The following is a 16408-nucleotide window of genomic DNA, read 5'->3' as shown; positions in this document are numbered from 1 at the left end:
GGACGGAATACGCTGAACCGCAAACGGAGCTGGAGCAGAAGCTGGCCACCGTATGGTCGGAGGTGCTTGAAAACGTCAATATCGGTATCGATGACGATTTTGTTGAGATTGGCGGGCATTCGTTACTTGCGCTCAAGCTTGAGGTAGAACTGCAGAGGCATTTTGACATCGACCATTTCGATCTCCAGGAATGCAATACGATCCGTAAGATGGCGGCGTATATTGAGGAGAAGCTGGCGGTTGCTGTTGGTGGAGGGGGAATACAATAATGCATAAACAGCTCCCTGTTCATATGCAGCCTGCGCTGTACAGCTATTTGCACCATGCGTATCCATTATCCGTCATGCCGGAGCCGTACTTTCTCCCCTGGCTTCACAGCCATTATATTCAATGGAGCGCGGACCCTGAGTCTTTTAATCATCTAAATGAACACATCCTTGTTAACTACTATCAGCCCATGCATACACACCATTACAATGAGCTGCTTCATCTCAAAATCATTACGGCAGATCTGCTCAGCCGGATGGAGACGGGAGCGGATTTGATCGCTTTTTTCAAGCGAAGTATCGATTGGCTCCTTCCAAAAATAATTGTAATAAACTTTTTTTTTCGGCATGACAAGAAGAATTGCTTCGAAATGATATCGAAGAGCAGCGATCCATTCAGGCCGATGTTGAAGCGAATCTGGAGCTGAAATTCATGATTGAACAGAGCAGACTGGAAATTCAATCCGGCAAAGCCCTTAGTACGTCGGAATACTGAGATATTTTGCAAACCTTAAATTCGGAAGGATGTTGTGTAAACCATGTCCTTGCCCAAAAAGATGGATCAAAAAAAGGCTAATGAACTTCGTTCCATATTGACGAAGATGAATATTATGCAAAGCAAAGTAAAAATCAATCCTTTTGGTATATATTAGGTTTGTTAATCTATTCAGAATACCAAAAAAAATCTGAATCTGGCCCCTTGTCTCTGGATGACTTGTTTCATATTGGTTAGTGTCAATTATGTGAAGTTGATTATCGAATTATAAAGAAATGTTCTGGCAGGGGATATTGATGAAAAATTCTTCGAGACGGATGATGATCAAGCAGTATGCTCAAGCGGTGATTTCGGAACTTCAACAATTAGGTTATCCTAATGATAAAAAGACAAATGAAAATTGTTGACGCTACAAGCAGACCAGAAATTTACCAAGGTAAGAAAATCCGTCAGGGATAAGATCGTTCCCTGACGGTCCTTTTTTGAGCTCGTTGTTACTGTTGTACATTTTTCCCTCGGACATCTTCAATTCGATACTCATAGCCATGTACACCCTTGTAATATTCCGGGTACATGGGTCCTCCGCATACTTCACATGAAAATTGAGGCGGAACCAATGGTTCGCCTCCATCCATAATGTCAAAGCTTCTCACGGTATCATAAGGTATTTTCTCTTGCTCGTCACATTGCAGGCAAATGTAGTTTATGTGCACCTTATCTTAGAGGAATTTGCTTAAAGGCACATTTCCTGGCATCTTTTTTTCCTGGTTTCTTCTTTCTGTTTTTCGACACTGGTGACATCCCTGACCATCCTCTCCAATACGGCTCTGCTTATTGAACACAGTGCCACTTTTACCTTCAGTTGCCCATCCTCCAGGCAGATTTCTCCCTTGTAATCATAATAACATTGACACTTTGGACAGGTCATCGGATCATGCCCTGTCCTTTCTTTAAGACGTTCACTCCATGTTCTGCGGCTAAGTACTCGTTTTGCACGGACAATCCATTTATGTGCCTCTTGCTGCCATGCGCTCACAAGTTTTTTTGCTCAGTGCCTTGATTCGACTGGAATATACGCCATAGTACCGAATCGTCTTAAAGTTCTCATCCGGGATATGCCGAATCAGTCGTGCAATGAATTCTTCCACTGGTATCCGTTCCGCCTTCTCCTGCCCATCTGCTATGTCTTGGTATCTAAATCCAACGTATTCTCCGTCATACTCCACGATCCGGTTTGCGGCAATCGCTGGCCTCCTCATGTAACGGCCAATGTATCCCATTTGTGCTTTCATATTCCCTTTTTGTTTCGGCGCATACACATAGAAGCCTTCTCCGTTATTGGAGTAGGCCTGTTGTAATCTGGCTTGTACCAGTTTCTTATCTCGTTCATTTAAGTTTCGTCGAATCAATTTAAGTATAACCGTCTGCCACTGCTTGCGCAGCATCTCAAACGGCACAAAGTCGTAGCTTTTCCACTTACCCGATTTCTTCATCCCCAGCATATGCACAAGCGGGTTAAAGTTCATTCTCGAACCAAACGTATGCAACCCCGCAATGATAACCGGGGTAACTTTATGCTTCTTTTCGAAATATTCCTTAACGATTCTGACTGCTTCGTCCATGAACTCCTTGAGCAGGTTACGGTGCTTTTTCAAGATATCCCAGAGTCCTTCATCGATCGTCATAATGACATGACGATGGTTAACCTGAAACACTTCTTCCTCCAATAACCTGCTCCACTCCTCCATCTCACCGCAGGAACAGGTCGTGCAGAATCTCCCTTTGATCGATACGGAACAAGCCGCAGGTCGTGGCACCCTTCGCACACCAGCTTTGGATTCCCGCAATAACGGAATTTAGCAACCTTTTTCAGGACATTCGCTCGGATCCTGTCTTTAATCTTCTGGATAAACTTGTCCCAATGGCCGTGTTCATCGAAAAAAATGCGTTTGAGGATGTTGGATTCCATTCCATATGTTCAAATTACCAGATATTACGAATAAGGATGAAGCATGAACTTCACCCTGGAAAGTTATAAATTCTGATATGTTAAAAAAAACGAATATTATTACAAAAAAACCTCAGGCCTAAAACATCATATGCGATTTTAAATTATCTTAAAGATAATTGACTTAGTCTTCATTTCAAGAAATCATGATTGTCTCAGAAGTGTTGTTAAAAGACTATACTAAACATAGTAATGGGTTTTAGACAAGCGGTTATAAAGGATACTCAATATATAATCTTTTAGGTTATATAATTCTAATGATCGCCGAAATAATTAGCCCTTTTTATATGTTCAATTATATCCGCAAGCTTTTCCTTAAGGTCAGTTCCATTATCATAATGTTTAGTTTCCCATTTTTCTACTATAGATGTTGCAATCTGTACTTTTTTCTTAGATAGGTCATTAGATATATCAATAATTTTCGAATGTTCTAATGGTCTACCATCAATAAGATGATACTTATTCGCATAGAATACGTCGAATGAATCATATAATCCTAGTGATGAGGCATCCAATGTAAAAGATAATGCAATCTTATCGCGCTTTGCTGTTTCATCTTTGACATAAATAAATTCTCTTCTAAATTGATCGAAAAGGACTTGTTCAAACAATTCACCAGGAATATAGTTTTCGATTTCTCTCCCAGATGTAATCCATATGTAGACATAGTGTTTTAATGAATTTTCCGCGTTTAAACGTTCAATTAATTTTTTAACTCTTTCTTTAACTGGATCATCTTCCTTCTTTTTATCAGAATCGCAAACAATTACTGAGTATCTGCTAGTCTTAAGTATATTAATGTAATCTTTATCGTCTATTAGATCATAACTAGCAATATTTGCACCACCGTACATAAGAAAACTAAAGTGTTTCCCTTCTAACAGATACGGATTGTTGTCTGTAATCCACTTCTTTAAATAAATACGGTCACTTGGCCCTTCAACCCAGATAACTATATTACTTTGTAAAAGTTGCGAGGGACGTATACCAAGTTCATCTAACACCTTATAATAATCTACTACTTCAGTACATGGAAGAATAGTAGATGGTTTTTCTTCTTTACGAATAACCCTATGTATGCTCCAATTTTCATTTAATTGATCAATTAATACTGATGAATGAGTTGAAACAAAAAAACGGTGGTTTTCAAAATTCTCTTCTAAAATTTTCATTAGTTGAACAACGGCTTCTGGGTGTAAGTTACTTTCAGGTTCTTCAATAAATACATTTAATATTCTTGAACGATTTAAATATAAAAATGAGAGTAACATTATAAGTTGGGATACACCGGTACCCAAGTTTTCAAGAAATGCTGCTACTTCTTTATCACCTCGCTTCAAAAAAAATCTCAGCTTTTCGTTAGTGGGGTCGAGGTGAAACTGAGGTTCAAGCAATATTATTTTTAGCCAGTCTTCTAGTTGCTTTTGGAATTGTCTCCACTTAGCATTCTCTTCATTGTGTAAAGTTATAATTTCTTGAACTATATTACTCCCGTCGAAGTCACTTTCACTGGGTTCAGAACTACCTCGTGAATAATGTCTTATAGGGTCAACAAAAACTAAGCTATCTGCAAACATTTTCCAATATATAACAGTCTCTTTAGGGTAACCTATACCTTCTACTGGATTAACGTATTCTCCTGTATTTGGATTTAAGATTTTAGGATTGGTTTGTATGAATTTCTCAATGAGATACTTTTCATTTTCATATTCAATAGAAAAGCAAGTTTTTTGATCATCAATTTTATGATGGGAACTCAAATTAATATTCTTTATTAGATGTAAAGTTGCTTCTATTCCTTGTTCCAATTCTTTAATTTGGTCTAATTGAATGTTGCAATGAATGTCTGCTCCATTTTCAGCCCAAGTATCTTGGATGGCTATTGATGTTGGCAAACAGTTTAATAGGTCATACGCTCCTAGCTCATCTTTTCTTTCATGTTGTGGCTTGGCATTATTTATCATTTCCCTGATTCGAAACAAATACTTAAATAGATTTGATTTTCCGGAATTATTTTGGCCTATGATAATATTAATCTTTTTAAAATTTTTCAATTCTATACCTTCAGTATTAGAATATGATCTCCAACCCTTTAGTTGAATACTTTTGATTTTCATGAATGCTCCACTTTCTGTTCATTTCGTTCTCTGATTGTCCACCATCGAGTAATATCTTCAACACTATATCCAGGAGGTGGTCCATCGACCCATGACTTATGATATCTAACATCATTGCTCTTTGGTTTAGGTGAGGGAGGATCAAACCGAACTTTTCCTGGCAATGTCATGGCATCTCCAGTGATTAAAGCTTCTCCATCCCTGAGACTAGAAAGTATATCAGCTTGATCACCTAATAAATCAGGTAATAGTCGTTTGATTTTATTTTGATCAAGATCATTTGTTAATCTTAAGGTGATAAATGTCCCGCATTGTGACAAGACTGTTGATGAAATATTCGATGGACGTTGAGTAACAACGATAAGGCTTATTCCATATTTTCGGCCTTCTTTAGCGATTTTTTCTACTCTTTCTAAGCAAAGAGAATATTTAGAAGATGTATCTTCAGGTATGTATGTATGAGCTTCTTCAAGGATTAAACATAAAGGCAAATTTTCAGGATCCATATCCCAATATCTGTAGTCAAAACATAATCGTGCTAAAACACCAACACAAATAGTTCTTACTTCAGCAGGAAGACCACTTAAATCAAGGACAGTAATAAATCGTTGACTTTTATCATTTAAACCTAATAATTCTGTGAAATATGAAGCAAGGCTTATCTTATTTTCGGCCTCACGCTTTAAGAATGAAAAGCGAGAATCATTATGAATGCTTTGAATCTTTAATATCATTTTATTAAATGGATCCTTCTTTGAATCTGCAGTTTCTTTGTCCCTTTTCTCCTTAATCTTTTCAATAAGTGCTTCTATGTCAAAAAAGATAGGACTGTCGACAGAAACTTTCTCTTGATCTGATCCGTTATAGCTTTCTTTTTTCAAGCCTTCAATAATTTCTTTTAAATACATTTTTTGAGTTCCGCCGGCTTCGGGATAATATATAGAAATGAACTCGTCTAAATCTAAAAACCAATAGGGTAGTGAAAAATTTTCCCATGCTATACAATTTGATTTGTTTGCCCATTGCTCAGAAAATGCATTTTTATACTCATTATGAATATCAAAGAAAATAAGTCTAGGCAGAGGGTAATTTTCTAAGATTGACTGGGCAATTCTGGCAACGGTGCTACTTTTACCACTTCCAGTTGTTCCAACGATGGCAACATGTCTTCCCAGCAGTTTATCCAAGTTTAAATAAGCATCGCCAGCACCTTGCATGGAACGCTTCCCGACTTTAAAAAATTTTTTACTCTCTCCATCTTGCTTGTCTCCTGAAGAATCTACATTTATACCTAGAAATTGGTTAACTTGTTCTCCAGATAGAAAGTAAGATTCGCAGTTTATAGTAGGTAATTTGCTAACACCTCTTGTAAATTTACCTTCGACATCAACACTGCCAACAATTGCTGCCTCTACGAGTTTATTTTCTTCTACAGAGCCTTTACGTTCAATTTCTTGGATTAGCACTCTAGTAATTGTGCAGATTGTATCTCCATGGTATCCTCCGCAGTTAATAAATGCTCCAACCTCTGCATGAAGTGTATCTTTGCCATCTTTATTTTTTAGCGTTTCCGCTTTTATAGTTATTTTACTGCCATCCACAGAGATAATCTTTCCGAATAAAAGCGAGGTTTTTCTCAATTCCATATACATATCCCCCCAAAGTAGTCATCACGAACCATTTCTCTTATATTCGACTATTCGACAGGAAAATGGAAAATCCTCCACAATAGAATAGAGATTGTTAGATAATTAATCACGTAATCAATTTGTTTGCGGCAAAATAGCGGCAATGTTATAATATTGATGAGGATGGTGATTTGATGTTCAAACCTAAATATTCCATTACAGATCATATGGCCTGTAAACTCATGGACATACAACGGGCTTGTACTGTTGTTGACTTGCTCCCATTACCTGCATCGATTCTTGATTTGCTTAAGAAAGAATCGATGGAAAAGACAGTCATTCTTTCAACGAAGATCGAAGGAAATACACTCGATGAAGCAGAAAAACGAAAGTTCCTTTATAAAGACAGCAATGAGGATGAGGAACAGGAAGTTTACAATTTAATGAAGGCATTGGAATACCTTGATGAAGCAGAAAAACGACAACTCCCAATCACAGAAGAGTTCATTAAAAAACTGCATGCCATCATTCGCATTTCGCACGGCCGGAAACCCCGCATTAGTGAATATCGAGAAGTGCAGAATCAGGTTGGCAACCGGAATGCTTCCGGATTCTATCTGCCTCCAGAGTGGAAGGATGTTCCTTCTTTGATGGAGGACCTGGTGGCTTGGGTCAACTCTCCGGAGACCTACGCAATACCTGTCCCGATCAAATCAGGTATTTTTATGTGGCAATTTCTGACGATTCATCCTTATATGGATGGGAATGGCCGTACCGCCCGCATGTTAGCCACTTATCTTCTTCGCCGCAGCGGATTTGGATTAAAGGGTTTGTTTGTGCTTGAAAACTTCTACGATCGAAATTTGGCGGAGTACTATCGTAGGCTCCAATTAGGGCTTCATCACAATTATTACTTCGGCCGAAATGAGGCGGATTTGACTCCATGGCTTGAGTTTTTTATTGAAGGTTTGGCAGAAGTATTCCAGGAAGCTGCCGCTATTGTAGGGGAAAAATCTGCCCAAATAATGAAGGTTGAACCGGAGCTGATTCGTAAACTAGACCCGCAGCAGAGAATGGTATTTGCCCAACTCACTTTTAAACAAAATACCATAACGACAAGCGAGTTGCGGGATCTGTTGCGATTATCCGACCGATCCATTAGGGAGAAAGTTAATCGCTGGCGGGAAGAAGGTTTCATCGAACCTCGTGATCAAGAGGCGAAAAGAGTTCGATCTGTAAAACTGACTGGAGATTATGAGCAATTAGCACAGGAAATTCGCAAGGCACCGGAACAATTTCCGCATTTTATTAAGTAATTACCGTTGGAACATATATTCGCTGACAATATATCTTCAAAATAAACGATTATAATATATATTCAGGGGACGCATGATTCGTGCGCACAAAATGGCAGGAATCAACGGTGTTTTGTCGAAATATAGTTCTTGAGACTTATTTTATGATATAAATAACTGCGATCATGTTGGTCTATATTCCTGTAAGAATTTCAATGGAATTTCCATCAGAAATACACTCTAAATCAAATTTGCAAAAAAGGACTTCTTAGGAGAATAACGATGATTAACATTAGAAAACTTGAATCTGAATTGTGGGAATCCGCAGACCTATTGCGTCAAGGTTCTAAGCTGACATCTAACGAGTATTGCATGCCAGTACTCGGGATCATATTCCTGCGTTATGCATACAGCCGTTTTAAGGCAGTGGAAACAGAAATCTTGAAAGATCGCCCTGTTCGCGGAGGACGTGTTCTTCCTGTTGAGCCTAACGACTTTAAAACAAAAAATGCATTGTATTTGCCGGAAAAAGCAAGATATGACTACCTTCTTAATCTGCCTGATGATGCGGATTTAGGCAAAGCAGTAAATGAAGCCATGGAACTTATTGAAGAGCAGAGCTCCCAACTTATTGGCGTACTTCCGAAAACTTATACCTCTTTCCATAACGATCTTTTACGGGAGCTGCTTCGGATTTTTAATAACAAGACACTGGACGAAGTAGGCGGCGACATTATCGGCCGCATTTATGAATATTTTCTAAGTAAATTTTCTCCCGCAGTAGCCTCAGATGATGGGGTATTCTTTACACCCAAATCACTCGTACAGATGATTGTCAATGTTATTGAACCGAAGCGCGGCATCCTGCTTGACCCGGCTTGCGGCAGCGGGGGCATGTTTGTCCAAACTGGGGATTTTGTTAATGCTAGTGGTACTAGCGCTAATAGTGCCATGACCTTCTATGGGCAAGAAAAGGTAGAATACAACGCAAAATTGTGTCTCATGAATATGGCAGTTCATGGACTAAACGGAAAAATCAAATCCGGTGACGAAGCCAACACCTTTTATAACGACGCTCATAATCTCGAAGGCAAATGTGACTATGTCATGGCAAACCCGCCGTTTAATGTAGATAAAGTGAAAGCTGAGAGTACCTTGAACGCCGGCCGTTTACCGTTTGGGCTTCCAGGGGCGAATGATAAAAAGGAAGTCTCCAATGCCAACTATCTGTGGATTTCTTATTTTTATGCTTATCTTAATAAAACAGGCAGAGCAGGTTTTGTAATGGCTGCATCTGCTACGGATAGCGGCGGTAAAGACAAAGAAATCCGCAAACAATTGCTGGAAACGGGCGATGTCGATGTCATGATTTCTGTTGGCAATAACTTCTTTTATACCAAATCGTTGCCTTGTACCTTATGGTTCTTTGACAAATCAAAGAAAGACGACGTTCGCGACAAGGTATTGTTTATTGATGCCCGGAATTACTTTACTGTGGTAGATCGGACATTAAATGAATGGAGCCGATGGCAACTTAAAAACCTGACTGCAATCGTATGGCTCTACCGCGGTGAAACGGAGAAATATAAAAATCTGCTTGCTGAATATAAACAAGAAATCCAAGAACGGTTTTCTGCATTGTTGACGATGATGGAAAATGACCTTTTACTGTTGGAGCGATTCGTTGATCCGCTCAAGGCATTAATAAAAGAAATTAAATCTGCAGTAAACAAGGCACATTCAGTACAGGATCTGTATAGCTTTAATGACTTGCTCAAGAATTATGTATCTACTTTGAATGAGCAGTCAAAGGCCCTGCTCTCTTATGGTGATGGATTGGAAAAAGCGGAAGCAAAAGATTTTGCGAAAGGTATCATGGATACAGTCTCAACTTGGGCACAGTTTAAAAAGACGGTATCCGCTACTTTTGAATCCACGGTTGCCGAAATCAAAGAATGCCGTACGATTATCAAGGAAGCAAAGTGGTTGACGGACAAATTTGGTGACGGGGTTTATCAGGATGTGCTTGGTCTGTGTAAGCGAGCTTCGCTTTTAGACATTGAAGAGAAAAATTACTCTCTGACTCCCGGAGCGTATGTTGGTGTTTCTTGATGAAAGTCCGAAGAAAGGCACACTTCTTGGCCTTTGTATTCTGATCCGAATACTGGTTAATGTAATCGGACAAAATTTCGCCGTTCGTAATGGATATAAAAGGCGTATTATTGCCCAAATGTTGCTGTACATATTGCAGGAACAGCTTCATTTCGGATTGGTATGTTGTTTGTGAAGTTCTGCTTAATTCAAGAAATTTTCCACTGACGAAAAATGAATCTACTGCCTCTGCAAGTAATGGATCGCATTCGTTATTGGTTGTCTTCTGAGATGGATGAAATTGAAGAGGTAACGATTGTATTGACAAAGTTAACTTATCTGCACCGTAGCTGCTTAAAAGTTCCTTCATCCGATTGTTCAGTTCCTGTAATTGTGTATCTTCAATAATCCTCGGCATGAACTTTCCTCCTATAAGTAATCAATTCGATTAATTGCACGTTGCAACTGAGCGTTACTTCGGTGAATATAACGAACGGTATTTTCTGGTCTATCATGTCTGGCCAAATACATCAGCATTTGCGGCGGACAATCTTGACGTTCTGACAATCTGCTGATAAACGTGTGCAGAAGTAAATGGGGACCTCCTGTAAATTTCCAATCTGAAACGAAAGCATAGAGCTTATAGCGATCTCGCAGTTCCAAGGTGAATGACTTGCGATTTTCACTGATTATGAAGTTTTGATTCGGACGAGTTTCGAGTAGCTCCGTCAACCATTGTAATAATGGTTCCGGAATGGGAAGTAAGACGCATTTTTCATTTTTTCCAAAGATGGATATAGTACGGTTGTCAATATTGATATCCTTGCGACGGAGATAACCAACTTCATGGATTCTTAAGCCTAACCATACCATTAACCCAAAAGCGACTCGATCTACTTCAGGTTGGTCAGAGAATTGTTCGATCGCCTCGAAGAAGTGCTGCAAATCAGTGTCTGTAGGTAGGTTACGGTAATGATATGGATCGTATCGGATACCGGTTACATTTAGGGTAATATCCTTGGTTAACCAACCCATTTTATATAAGTTAGAAAACAGATAACGAATATCGTATAAATGGTTGCTAGCAGTTTGTTTGCTACATTTACCACTTGACGCAAGTTTCAGTAAATAACTTTTAAATTCCAGCAAGTGAGTCTCGGTTACTCGGGATAATGGGATGCTATCAGGTTGTGTATGTTGGAAGTCCACATAGTTTTTATGGAGCCAATTCAGAAACTTAGAATAACTCAACTTATACTTGACATTTATGGAATGAATCTTCACACCCGAACGAAGTAAGTTTTCCATATGAGCCTGAATCGCCGGATGATTGATTGGCAGAGCCCTATGCTTTGATGAACGTGTTTTTAACTCTTCAATTTCAATTTCATGAGGCAGCAATTGTTTATAAATGACAGAAAGAAGATTTTTTTCAATGCGATTCGGGGGATAGGTATTAACAAATTCGATAAGTATGGCCTTATTCGTAAGATGTTCATCATGAACGTCTTGGGTTTTGAGATTCAATTTGGTTTTGAAAAACTGGACCAGTTTCAGTGAAAATTGCGTTAATGCCAAATAAGTTGTAGGTTTGCAGGACTTTTTCATTTCCAGATATTCAAGAATTGTTGACGAAGTTATATGTCCTTGAATTTGAGTCGACCAAATCCAATCATTCAGACCGCGCGAACCTACTCGATGAAAAAGAGGAGACTCAGGCAGTTTGATAGAGTACATGCTATTCAAGACGGATAGCACCTTCTTCATACTTATATTCTTGATATCATGGTGGTCATTATTTTTGATATTTAAACATTCTTGCGAAATAGATTTCGTATAAGAAGCATTCTCCGAAATACTTTTCGCTAAATGCTTCCAATGTTCCGACTGGAATAAGCCATAGATGTATTGTTTCGAAGTTATCGTATTTTCGTCCATCATCAGCTGCTCCTTTCAGATTCAGTTTGTCTAGACCATTCTTAGCTCAAGTTTTTGTGATAGTTTAAAGGAGGTGGAGCCGATGGTCTGCACTTTATTAGTAAAATATCATTTACTGTTCACACCGTCCTGTTTGCTCCACAAATGGAGCAAAATCTTGTTGGATGTAGAACCTATACGGTTCCTTACGGTCGATGAGAAACTGAATCTGTTCCATTTATGGAGTTTCGATGATGGAGCGATACGACCTAATTTATGATGATGGAGAGCAAAGCTGGATTTGAAGCAAACTCAAATCCTTTTTGATAAATTCATCAATGATGAAATAAATGAGAAATACTTTGTTTCTAAGCTCGATAAGGACTGGTCTGAGGTCAGAAATCTGGCTTCCACCCATCCTGAAAAATTTGGGCTTTTGTTAAGGAAACTTTCATTACCAAATCGTAGAAGGGCCTTGACTCAAGCTATAAGTTTGAAAACAGCTGAGTTAAGGAGATTGTTGTTAGGCGAATTTTCCAAATCGTCTTCAACAATTGCCGATTTGTATAATCAGTCAAAAACCAGAAGATTTAGTAATGAATTGCTAGCGAAGTTTGGGATTATTCATCGCGTTACTTTTGACTGGGTTTATAAGGGAGAAATCAGGTATCAGTGGGACTATAAGAATTTTGAATTTGCAGGGGAAGTCGTGTCCAATATGGAGGATTTGGTTCCTTTACTCACCTCTTCTACTGGCAAACTCAGAGATATCGGTGGATATATCCTTCGATGCAATCAAATGGACTGTTATTTCCGAATAGAAACACGCGAGAAAGCAGTGATTATGGATTTCTATAATCATGATCTGGCTGTTCATGATGAACTTATGACTGTATTAAAATCCACATCGTTCTTATGGCATGAATTTGTAAATCGGTCTGTCATTGCGGGATACCGGTATTACACTTTTGTAGGAGTTAAGCAAGAAACAGACTTTAACCAATTGATTGAAAATGAATACAAGTTTGTTGGAAATATCAATCGGTTGTGTTAGGACAATCGTCAAGCAGAATAAGGTGTATTGAGGTGAGGAGTATGGAGCGAATGTCGAACATCAAAATTGTATACGTGCCCCAGTCTTCGACTGTTCCAACCCCATCAAGCACCTTATTCGCTAAAGAAGCCAAAAGCGCAGTAATTGACTATATCTTAAAACGATTGATACTCAAACCGACTGAATAAGCCGGTTTTTTTGTTTCATTAAATGTAAATACTTGGTTGTATAAACAGCGTTTGAAGGGAGTCTGTTTCATGTACACCGCGATCTACTCTAGGGTTTCAACGGGCATGCAAGCATCAGAAGGCACCAGTCTTGATGCGCAAATTGAAATTTGTGTTCGAAAAGCGAGAGATATGGGGCTTTCAGAAGGCATGCTAAAAGTATATCGTGAAGAGGGATTTACGGGCGAGGATATTGACCGTCCAGCAATGAATGAATTAAGACAGGGTGTCGCGCAAGGAATCATCAGACGTTTAATCGTTACACATCCTGACCGTTTGACTAGGGATTTGACTGATAAATTAATCTTCTGCCGCGAATTAGAGAGAAGCGATGTTGAAATTATCTTCGTGGATACAGAGTACCGAAATACTCCGGAGGGACAGTTATTTTTCAATCTTATGAGTTCGATTGCTCAATATGAGCTGTCCTTAATTAAGAAACGGACTGTCCGCGGCCGACTCAAAGCGGTTGAGAAAGAGAAAAGGATTATGCCGATGAGGGTAGCTCCATACGGATATGATCTTAGCGATCATTCGTTAGTGATCAATGAAGAGGAAGCTGAATTTGTGCGAAAAATATATCATTGGTATGTGTACGATCACTATACCCTTAGGGAGATTGGAGAACGTCTTTATTCGCTTGGAGCCGTACCGAAACGAGGCGAAAGCCGAAACTGGAGTGCCAGTTCTATTCGGCGCGTCTTAACTTCAGAAGTGTATATTGGAAAGTTTTATTACAATCGACGAGAAACGCGCAAAATTCGTGGAGAAAAAACGAAGAATGGGACGCCGAAAAAAACTTATAAGTTCCGCGATGAAAATGACTGGCTTCTAGTTGAGGTTCCTCCTATAATCGACTCGCGGGTTTTTGCACTGGCACAGACACGGAAAGAGAAAAACATGAAGAAATCGGGAAACGTAAAATATGATTACTTATTAAAATCAATGATCCGTTGCGGGCATTGCGGCAGAATGTGGCAGGCAACTACTTATACCGGGCGAATCCGTAAAGAAACGGGAGAAAAGACCCATTACACTTGCTATCGTTGCCCTAACAAATTTCCCAAAAAGTATGGTGAAGGAGTCGAAAAGTGCCCAACCCAAACATTGCGAGCCGATATGCTTGACAATTACGTGTGGAATTTAATCTTGGAAACACTAACCAATCCGGATGATTATATCGAACGATTGCAAAGCAGATCATCAGAGCTTCATATGGAGTTGCAGTCTGCTGTGGACCATATTAAACGACAGATTGAGCAAAAAGAAAAGGAAAAAGAAAAGATTAAAGTCATGTTTAAGCGGGAAGTTATCGACGAGCAAGAGATGTTTAACGAAATGCAGCTCATCAACTCTGGGTTGAAATCGTTACAACAAGAGCTTTTCGAGTACGAAAAACAACAATCCGAATTGTTGGAAAAAGAACTTTCCGCCTCCCGAATGGCTGAGTTGACTCAAACGATCCGCATGTTTGTTGAGAGCGGCGGGGATCAACTGACCTTTGAGGATAAGCGCCATATTGTGGAGACATTAGTTGATGAGATTCTGATCCGTTTTGATGGGGATGAAGTAAAAGTCACAGCCGTAGGCGCCCTTGATGAGTTGAAACGTCAACAGCTTCTTTCTGAGAATGACATCGTTTCGTGTTCACAACCTCAAAAAATTCGACAACACAGGCGAAGACCTGGAGGATCTGATCTCGATCGGGACGATTGGTCTGATCAAGGCGATCGAGAGCTTCCGGCCAAATAAAGGGACCAAGCTGGCGACGTTTGCGGCGCGTTGTATTGAGAACGAGATACTGATGCATCTTCGGTCACTGAAGAAGACGCGTAAAGATGTGTCGCTGCACGATCCGATTGGAACGGATAAAGAGGGTAATGAAATCACGCTTATAGATATTCTTGGAACGGAAGCCGACGATGTGGTGGACCGGGTTCAGTTGAAGATGGAGAAGAGCAAAATCTACCAAAACCTAGATATTCTCGAAGCAAGGGAGCAGGAGGTCATTAAGGGGCGCTTTGGTCTTGAACATGGGGGCGAAGAGCGGACGCAGCGTGAAATCGCGAAGGAACTGGGCATTAGCCGGAGCTATGTGTCGCGGATTGAGAAAAGGGCGCTGATGAAGCTGTATCATGAGTTTTATAAGAAGAAGTGAGGAATGGCCGAGGGCTCGTGAGCCGCTCGGCCATTCTGGTGATCTAATTCGGCTCTTTAGTTGCGAAAGAGGTCCGGCAATATGTCGTAAATATACTGGTTCACCCAATTCCAAGCATGCGTACCGCCATCGGCAGCGATAAAGTAGAAATTCCCTTTGTTTGTATCCGATGAATAAACAAAGACATCGGTGAACTGCTTCATCGCGTCAATCTGAGGTTTCAAGTTCGGATAGGCAATATCCAGGGTGCCTGTGGCGCTGAGAATGTAGTAATTATACTGGGACGGAATACGCTGAACCGCAAACGGAGCTGGAGCAGAAGCTGGCCACCGTATGGTCGGAGGTGCTTGAAAACGTCAATATCGGTATCGATGACGATTTTGTTGAGCTTGGCGGGCATTCGTTACTTGCGCTCAAGCTTGAGGTAGAACTGCAGAGGCATTTTGACATCGACCATTTCGATCTCCAGGAATGCAATACGATCCGTAAGATGGCGGCGTATATTGAGGAGAAGCTGGCGGTTGCTGTTGGTGGAGGGGGAATACAATAATGCATAAACAGCTCCCTGTTCATATGCAGCCTGCGCTGTACAGCTATTTGCACCATGCGTATCCATTATCCGTCATGCCGGAGCCGTACTTTCTCCCCTGGCTTCACAGCCATTATATTCAATGGAGCGCGGACCCTGAGTCTTTTAATCATCTAAATGAACACATCCTTGTTAACTACTATCAGCCCATGCATACACACCATTACAATGAGCTGCTTCATCTCAAAATCATTACGGCAGATCTGCTCAGCCGGATGGAGACGGGAGCGGATTTGATCGCTTTTTTCAAGCGAAGTATCGATTGGCTCCTTCCAAAAATAATTGTAATAAACTTTTTTTTATGGTAATCTATAGGCTGTTGAAGAGGCAATATAAACTAGAGAATTTATTACTTGTGCAACTTTATGAAAGGGTTTCCATGAAGTGAAATTGGTTTATCTACGGTAGATTTAATAACAAGGGGAGCGAATTCTGAAAGAGGTAATTATCAATTGTAATTACAGCTGCGATTGAGCATAACTCGGTTAGACGTCCCCTAGAGAATCTAAAAAAACATAAAACCGTAGAAGTTACCTACATATCACCTAGGAAGGACTGGACC

Annotated in this window: 12 protein-coding genes and 2 pseudogenes; 9 read left to right on the top strand and 5 right to left on the bottom strand. The window is 39.9% G+C overall.

Annotated features, from left to right (window positions below):
• The first annotated feature begins 62 nt into the window (after positions 1-62).
• Positions 63-269: a phosphopantetheine-binding protein gene (locus tag QNH46_RS17485; protein ID WP_283925401.1), complete on the top strand. Its 207-nt coding sequence runs from the start codon at positions 63-65 to the stop codon at positions 267-269.
• Positions 269-694 carry a hypothetical protein gene (locus QNH46_RS17480; protein ID WP_283925400.1) on the top strand — a complete coding sequence of 142 codons (426 nt, stop codon included), beginning with the start codon at positions 269-271 and terminating at the stop codon, positions 692-694. Before QNH46_RS17485 ends, QNH46_RS17480 begins: the two co-directional genes overlap by 1 nt.
• Positions 695-1495: 801 nt before the next feature.
• Here QNH46_RS17480 and QNH46_RS17475 read toward each other — a convergent pair.
• From QNH46_RS17475 to QNH46_RS17465, 3 genes and pseudogenes are all read right to left on the bottom strand, one after another.
• A pseudogene (locus QNH46_RS17475) lies at positions 1496-2731 on the bottom strand (IS91 family transposase).
• 293 nt (positions 2732-3024) lie between these two features.
• Positions 3025-4887 (bottom strand): ATP-dependent nuclease, encoded by a 1863-nt coding sequence (locus tag QNH46_RS17470; RefSeq protein WP_283925398.1) that lies wholly within the window; start codon positions 4885-4887, stop codon positions 3025-3027.
• On the bottom strand, positions 4884-6533 hold the full coding sequence (locus QNH46_RS17465) for an ATP-binding protein (RefSeq protein WP_283925397.1): 1650 nt from the start codon (positions 6531-6533) through the stop codon (positions 4884-4886). Before QNH46_RS17465 ends, QNH46_RS17470 begins: the two co-directional genes overlap by 4 nt.
• A 176-nt stretch (positions 6534-6709) precedes the next feature.
• Between QNH46_RS17465 and QNH46_RS17460 the strand changes: the two genes are divergently transcribed.
• Together QNH46_RS17460 and QNH46_RS17455 are read left to right on the top strand one after the other, a co-directional pair.
• Positions 6710-7831: a Fic family protein gene (locus tag QNH46_RS17460; RefSeq protein WP_283925396.1), complete on the top strand. Its 1122-nt coding sequence runs from the start codon at positions 6710-6712 to the stop codon at positions 7829-7831.
• A 261-nt stretch (positions 7832-8092) separates the two neighbouring features.
• Positions 8093-9922: a type I restriction-modification system subunit M gene (locus tag QNH46_RS17455; RefSeq protein WP_283925395.1), complete on the top strand. Its 1830-nt coding sequence runs from the start codon at positions 8093-8095 to the stop codon at positions 9920-9922.
• Between the two features lie 408 nt (positions 9923-10330).
• Here QNH46_RS17455 and QNH46_RS17450 read toward each other — a convergent pair whose 3' ends face one another.
• Positions 10331-11839: a tyrosine-type recombinase/integrase gene (locus tag QNH46_RS17450; RefSeq protein ID WP_283925394.1), complete on the bottom strand. Its 1509-nt coding sequence runs from the start codon at positions 11837-11839 to the stop codon at positions 10331-10333.
• A gap of 280 nt (positions 11840-12119) precedes the next feature.
• Here QNH46_RS17450 and QNH46_RS17445 point away from each other — a divergent pair, with 280 nt between their 5' ends.
• The 3 genes and pseudogenes from QNH46_RS17445 (at position 12120) to sigK (ending at position 15257) form a co-directional block, all read left to right on the top strand.
• The gene (locus tag QNH46_RS17445) at positions 12120-12872 is read left to right on the top strand and encodes a hypothetical protein (RefSeq protein ID WP_283925393.1); all 753 of its coding nucleotides are present in this window, start codon (positions 12120-12122) and stop codon (positions 12870-12872) included.
• A gap of 257 nt (positions 12873-13129) precedes the next feature.
• Positions 13130-14188, top strand: a pseudogene (locus tag QNH46_RS17440) (recombinase family protein); the annotation flags it as partial.
• Positions 14189-14729: 541 nt separating this feature from the next.
• A complete protein-coding gene (gene sigK, locus QNH46_RS17435; protein ID WP_283925392.1) occupies positions 14730-15257 on the top strand; it encodes an RNA polymerase sporulation sigma factor SigK in 528 nt (175 codons plus the stop codon).
• A gap of 56 nt (positions 15258-15313) precedes the next feature.
• Here sigK and QNH46_RS17430 read toward each other — a convergent pair whose 3' ends face one another.
• Positions 15314-15481: a hypothetical protein gene (locus QNH46_RS17430; protein WP_283925391.1), complete on the bottom strand. Its 168-nt coding sequence runs from the start codon at positions 15479-15481 to the stop codon at positions 15314-15316.
• A gap of 119 nt (positions 15482-15600) precedes the next feature.
• On the opposite strand from QNH46_RS17430, the gene QNH46_RS17425 reads away from it, so the two are divergent.
• Together QNH46_RS17425 and QNH46_RS17420 are read left to right on the top strand one after the other, a co-directional pair.
• Positions 15601-15807 (top strand): phosphopantetheine-binding protein, encoded by a 207-nt coding sequence (locus QNH46_RS17425; RefSeq protein ID WP_283925390.1) that lies wholly within the window; start codon positions 15601-15603, stop codon positions 15805-15807.
• Complete coding sequence (locus QNH46_RS17420) at positions 15807-16154, top strand: hypothetical protein (RefSeq protein ID WP_283925389.1); 348 nt, start codon at positions 15807-15809, stop codon at positions 16152-16154. The genes QNH46_RS17425 and QNH46_RS17420 overlap by 1 nt, the downstream gene beginning before the upstream one ends.
• The last annotated feature ends 254 nt before the right edge of the window (positions 16155-16408 follow it).

This window comes from Paenibacillus woosongensis (assembly GCF_030122845.1).
Lineage (GTDB): Bacteria > Bacillota > Bacilli > Paenibacillales > Paenibacillaceae > Fontibacillus > Fontibacillus woosongensis_A.
Note: the sequence above shows the minus strand (reverse complement) of the source record. Positions and strands in the feature narration are given on the sequence as shown.

Bases quoted from the DNA above. Each gene is read 5' to 3' on its own strand.
- QNH46_RS17480 (WP_283925400.1), top strand. From the start codon at position 269: ATGCATAAACAGCTCCCTGTTCATATGCAGCCTGCGCTGTACAGCTAT.
- QNH46_RS17470 (WP_283925398.1), bottom strand. From the start codon at position 4,887: ATGAAAATCAAAAGTATTCAACTAAAGGGTTGGAGATCATATTCTAAT.
- QNH46_RS17465 (WP_283925397.1), bottom strand. From the start codon at position 6,533: ATGGAATTGAGAAAAACCTCGCTTTTATTCGGAAAGATTATCTCTGTG.
- QNH46_RS17460 (WP_283925396.1), top strand. From the start codon at position 6,710: ATGTTCAAACCTAAATATTCCATTACAGATCATATGGCCTGTAAACTC.
- QNH46_RS17455 (WP_283925395.1), top strand. From the start codon at position 8,093: ATGATTAACATTAGAAAACTTGAATCTGAATTGTGGGAATCCGCAGAC.
- QNH46_RS17450 (WP_283925394.1), bottom strand. From the start codon at position 11,839: ATGGACGAAAATACGATAACTTCGAAACAATACATCTATGGCTTATTC.
- sigK (WP_283925392.1), top strand. From the start codon at position 14,730: ATGACATCGTTTCGTGTTCACAACCTCAAAAAATTCGACAACACAGGC.
- QNH46_RS17420 (WP_283925389.1), top strand. From the start codon at position 15,807: ATGCATAAACAGCTCCCTGTTCATATGCAGCCTGCGCTGTACAGCTAT.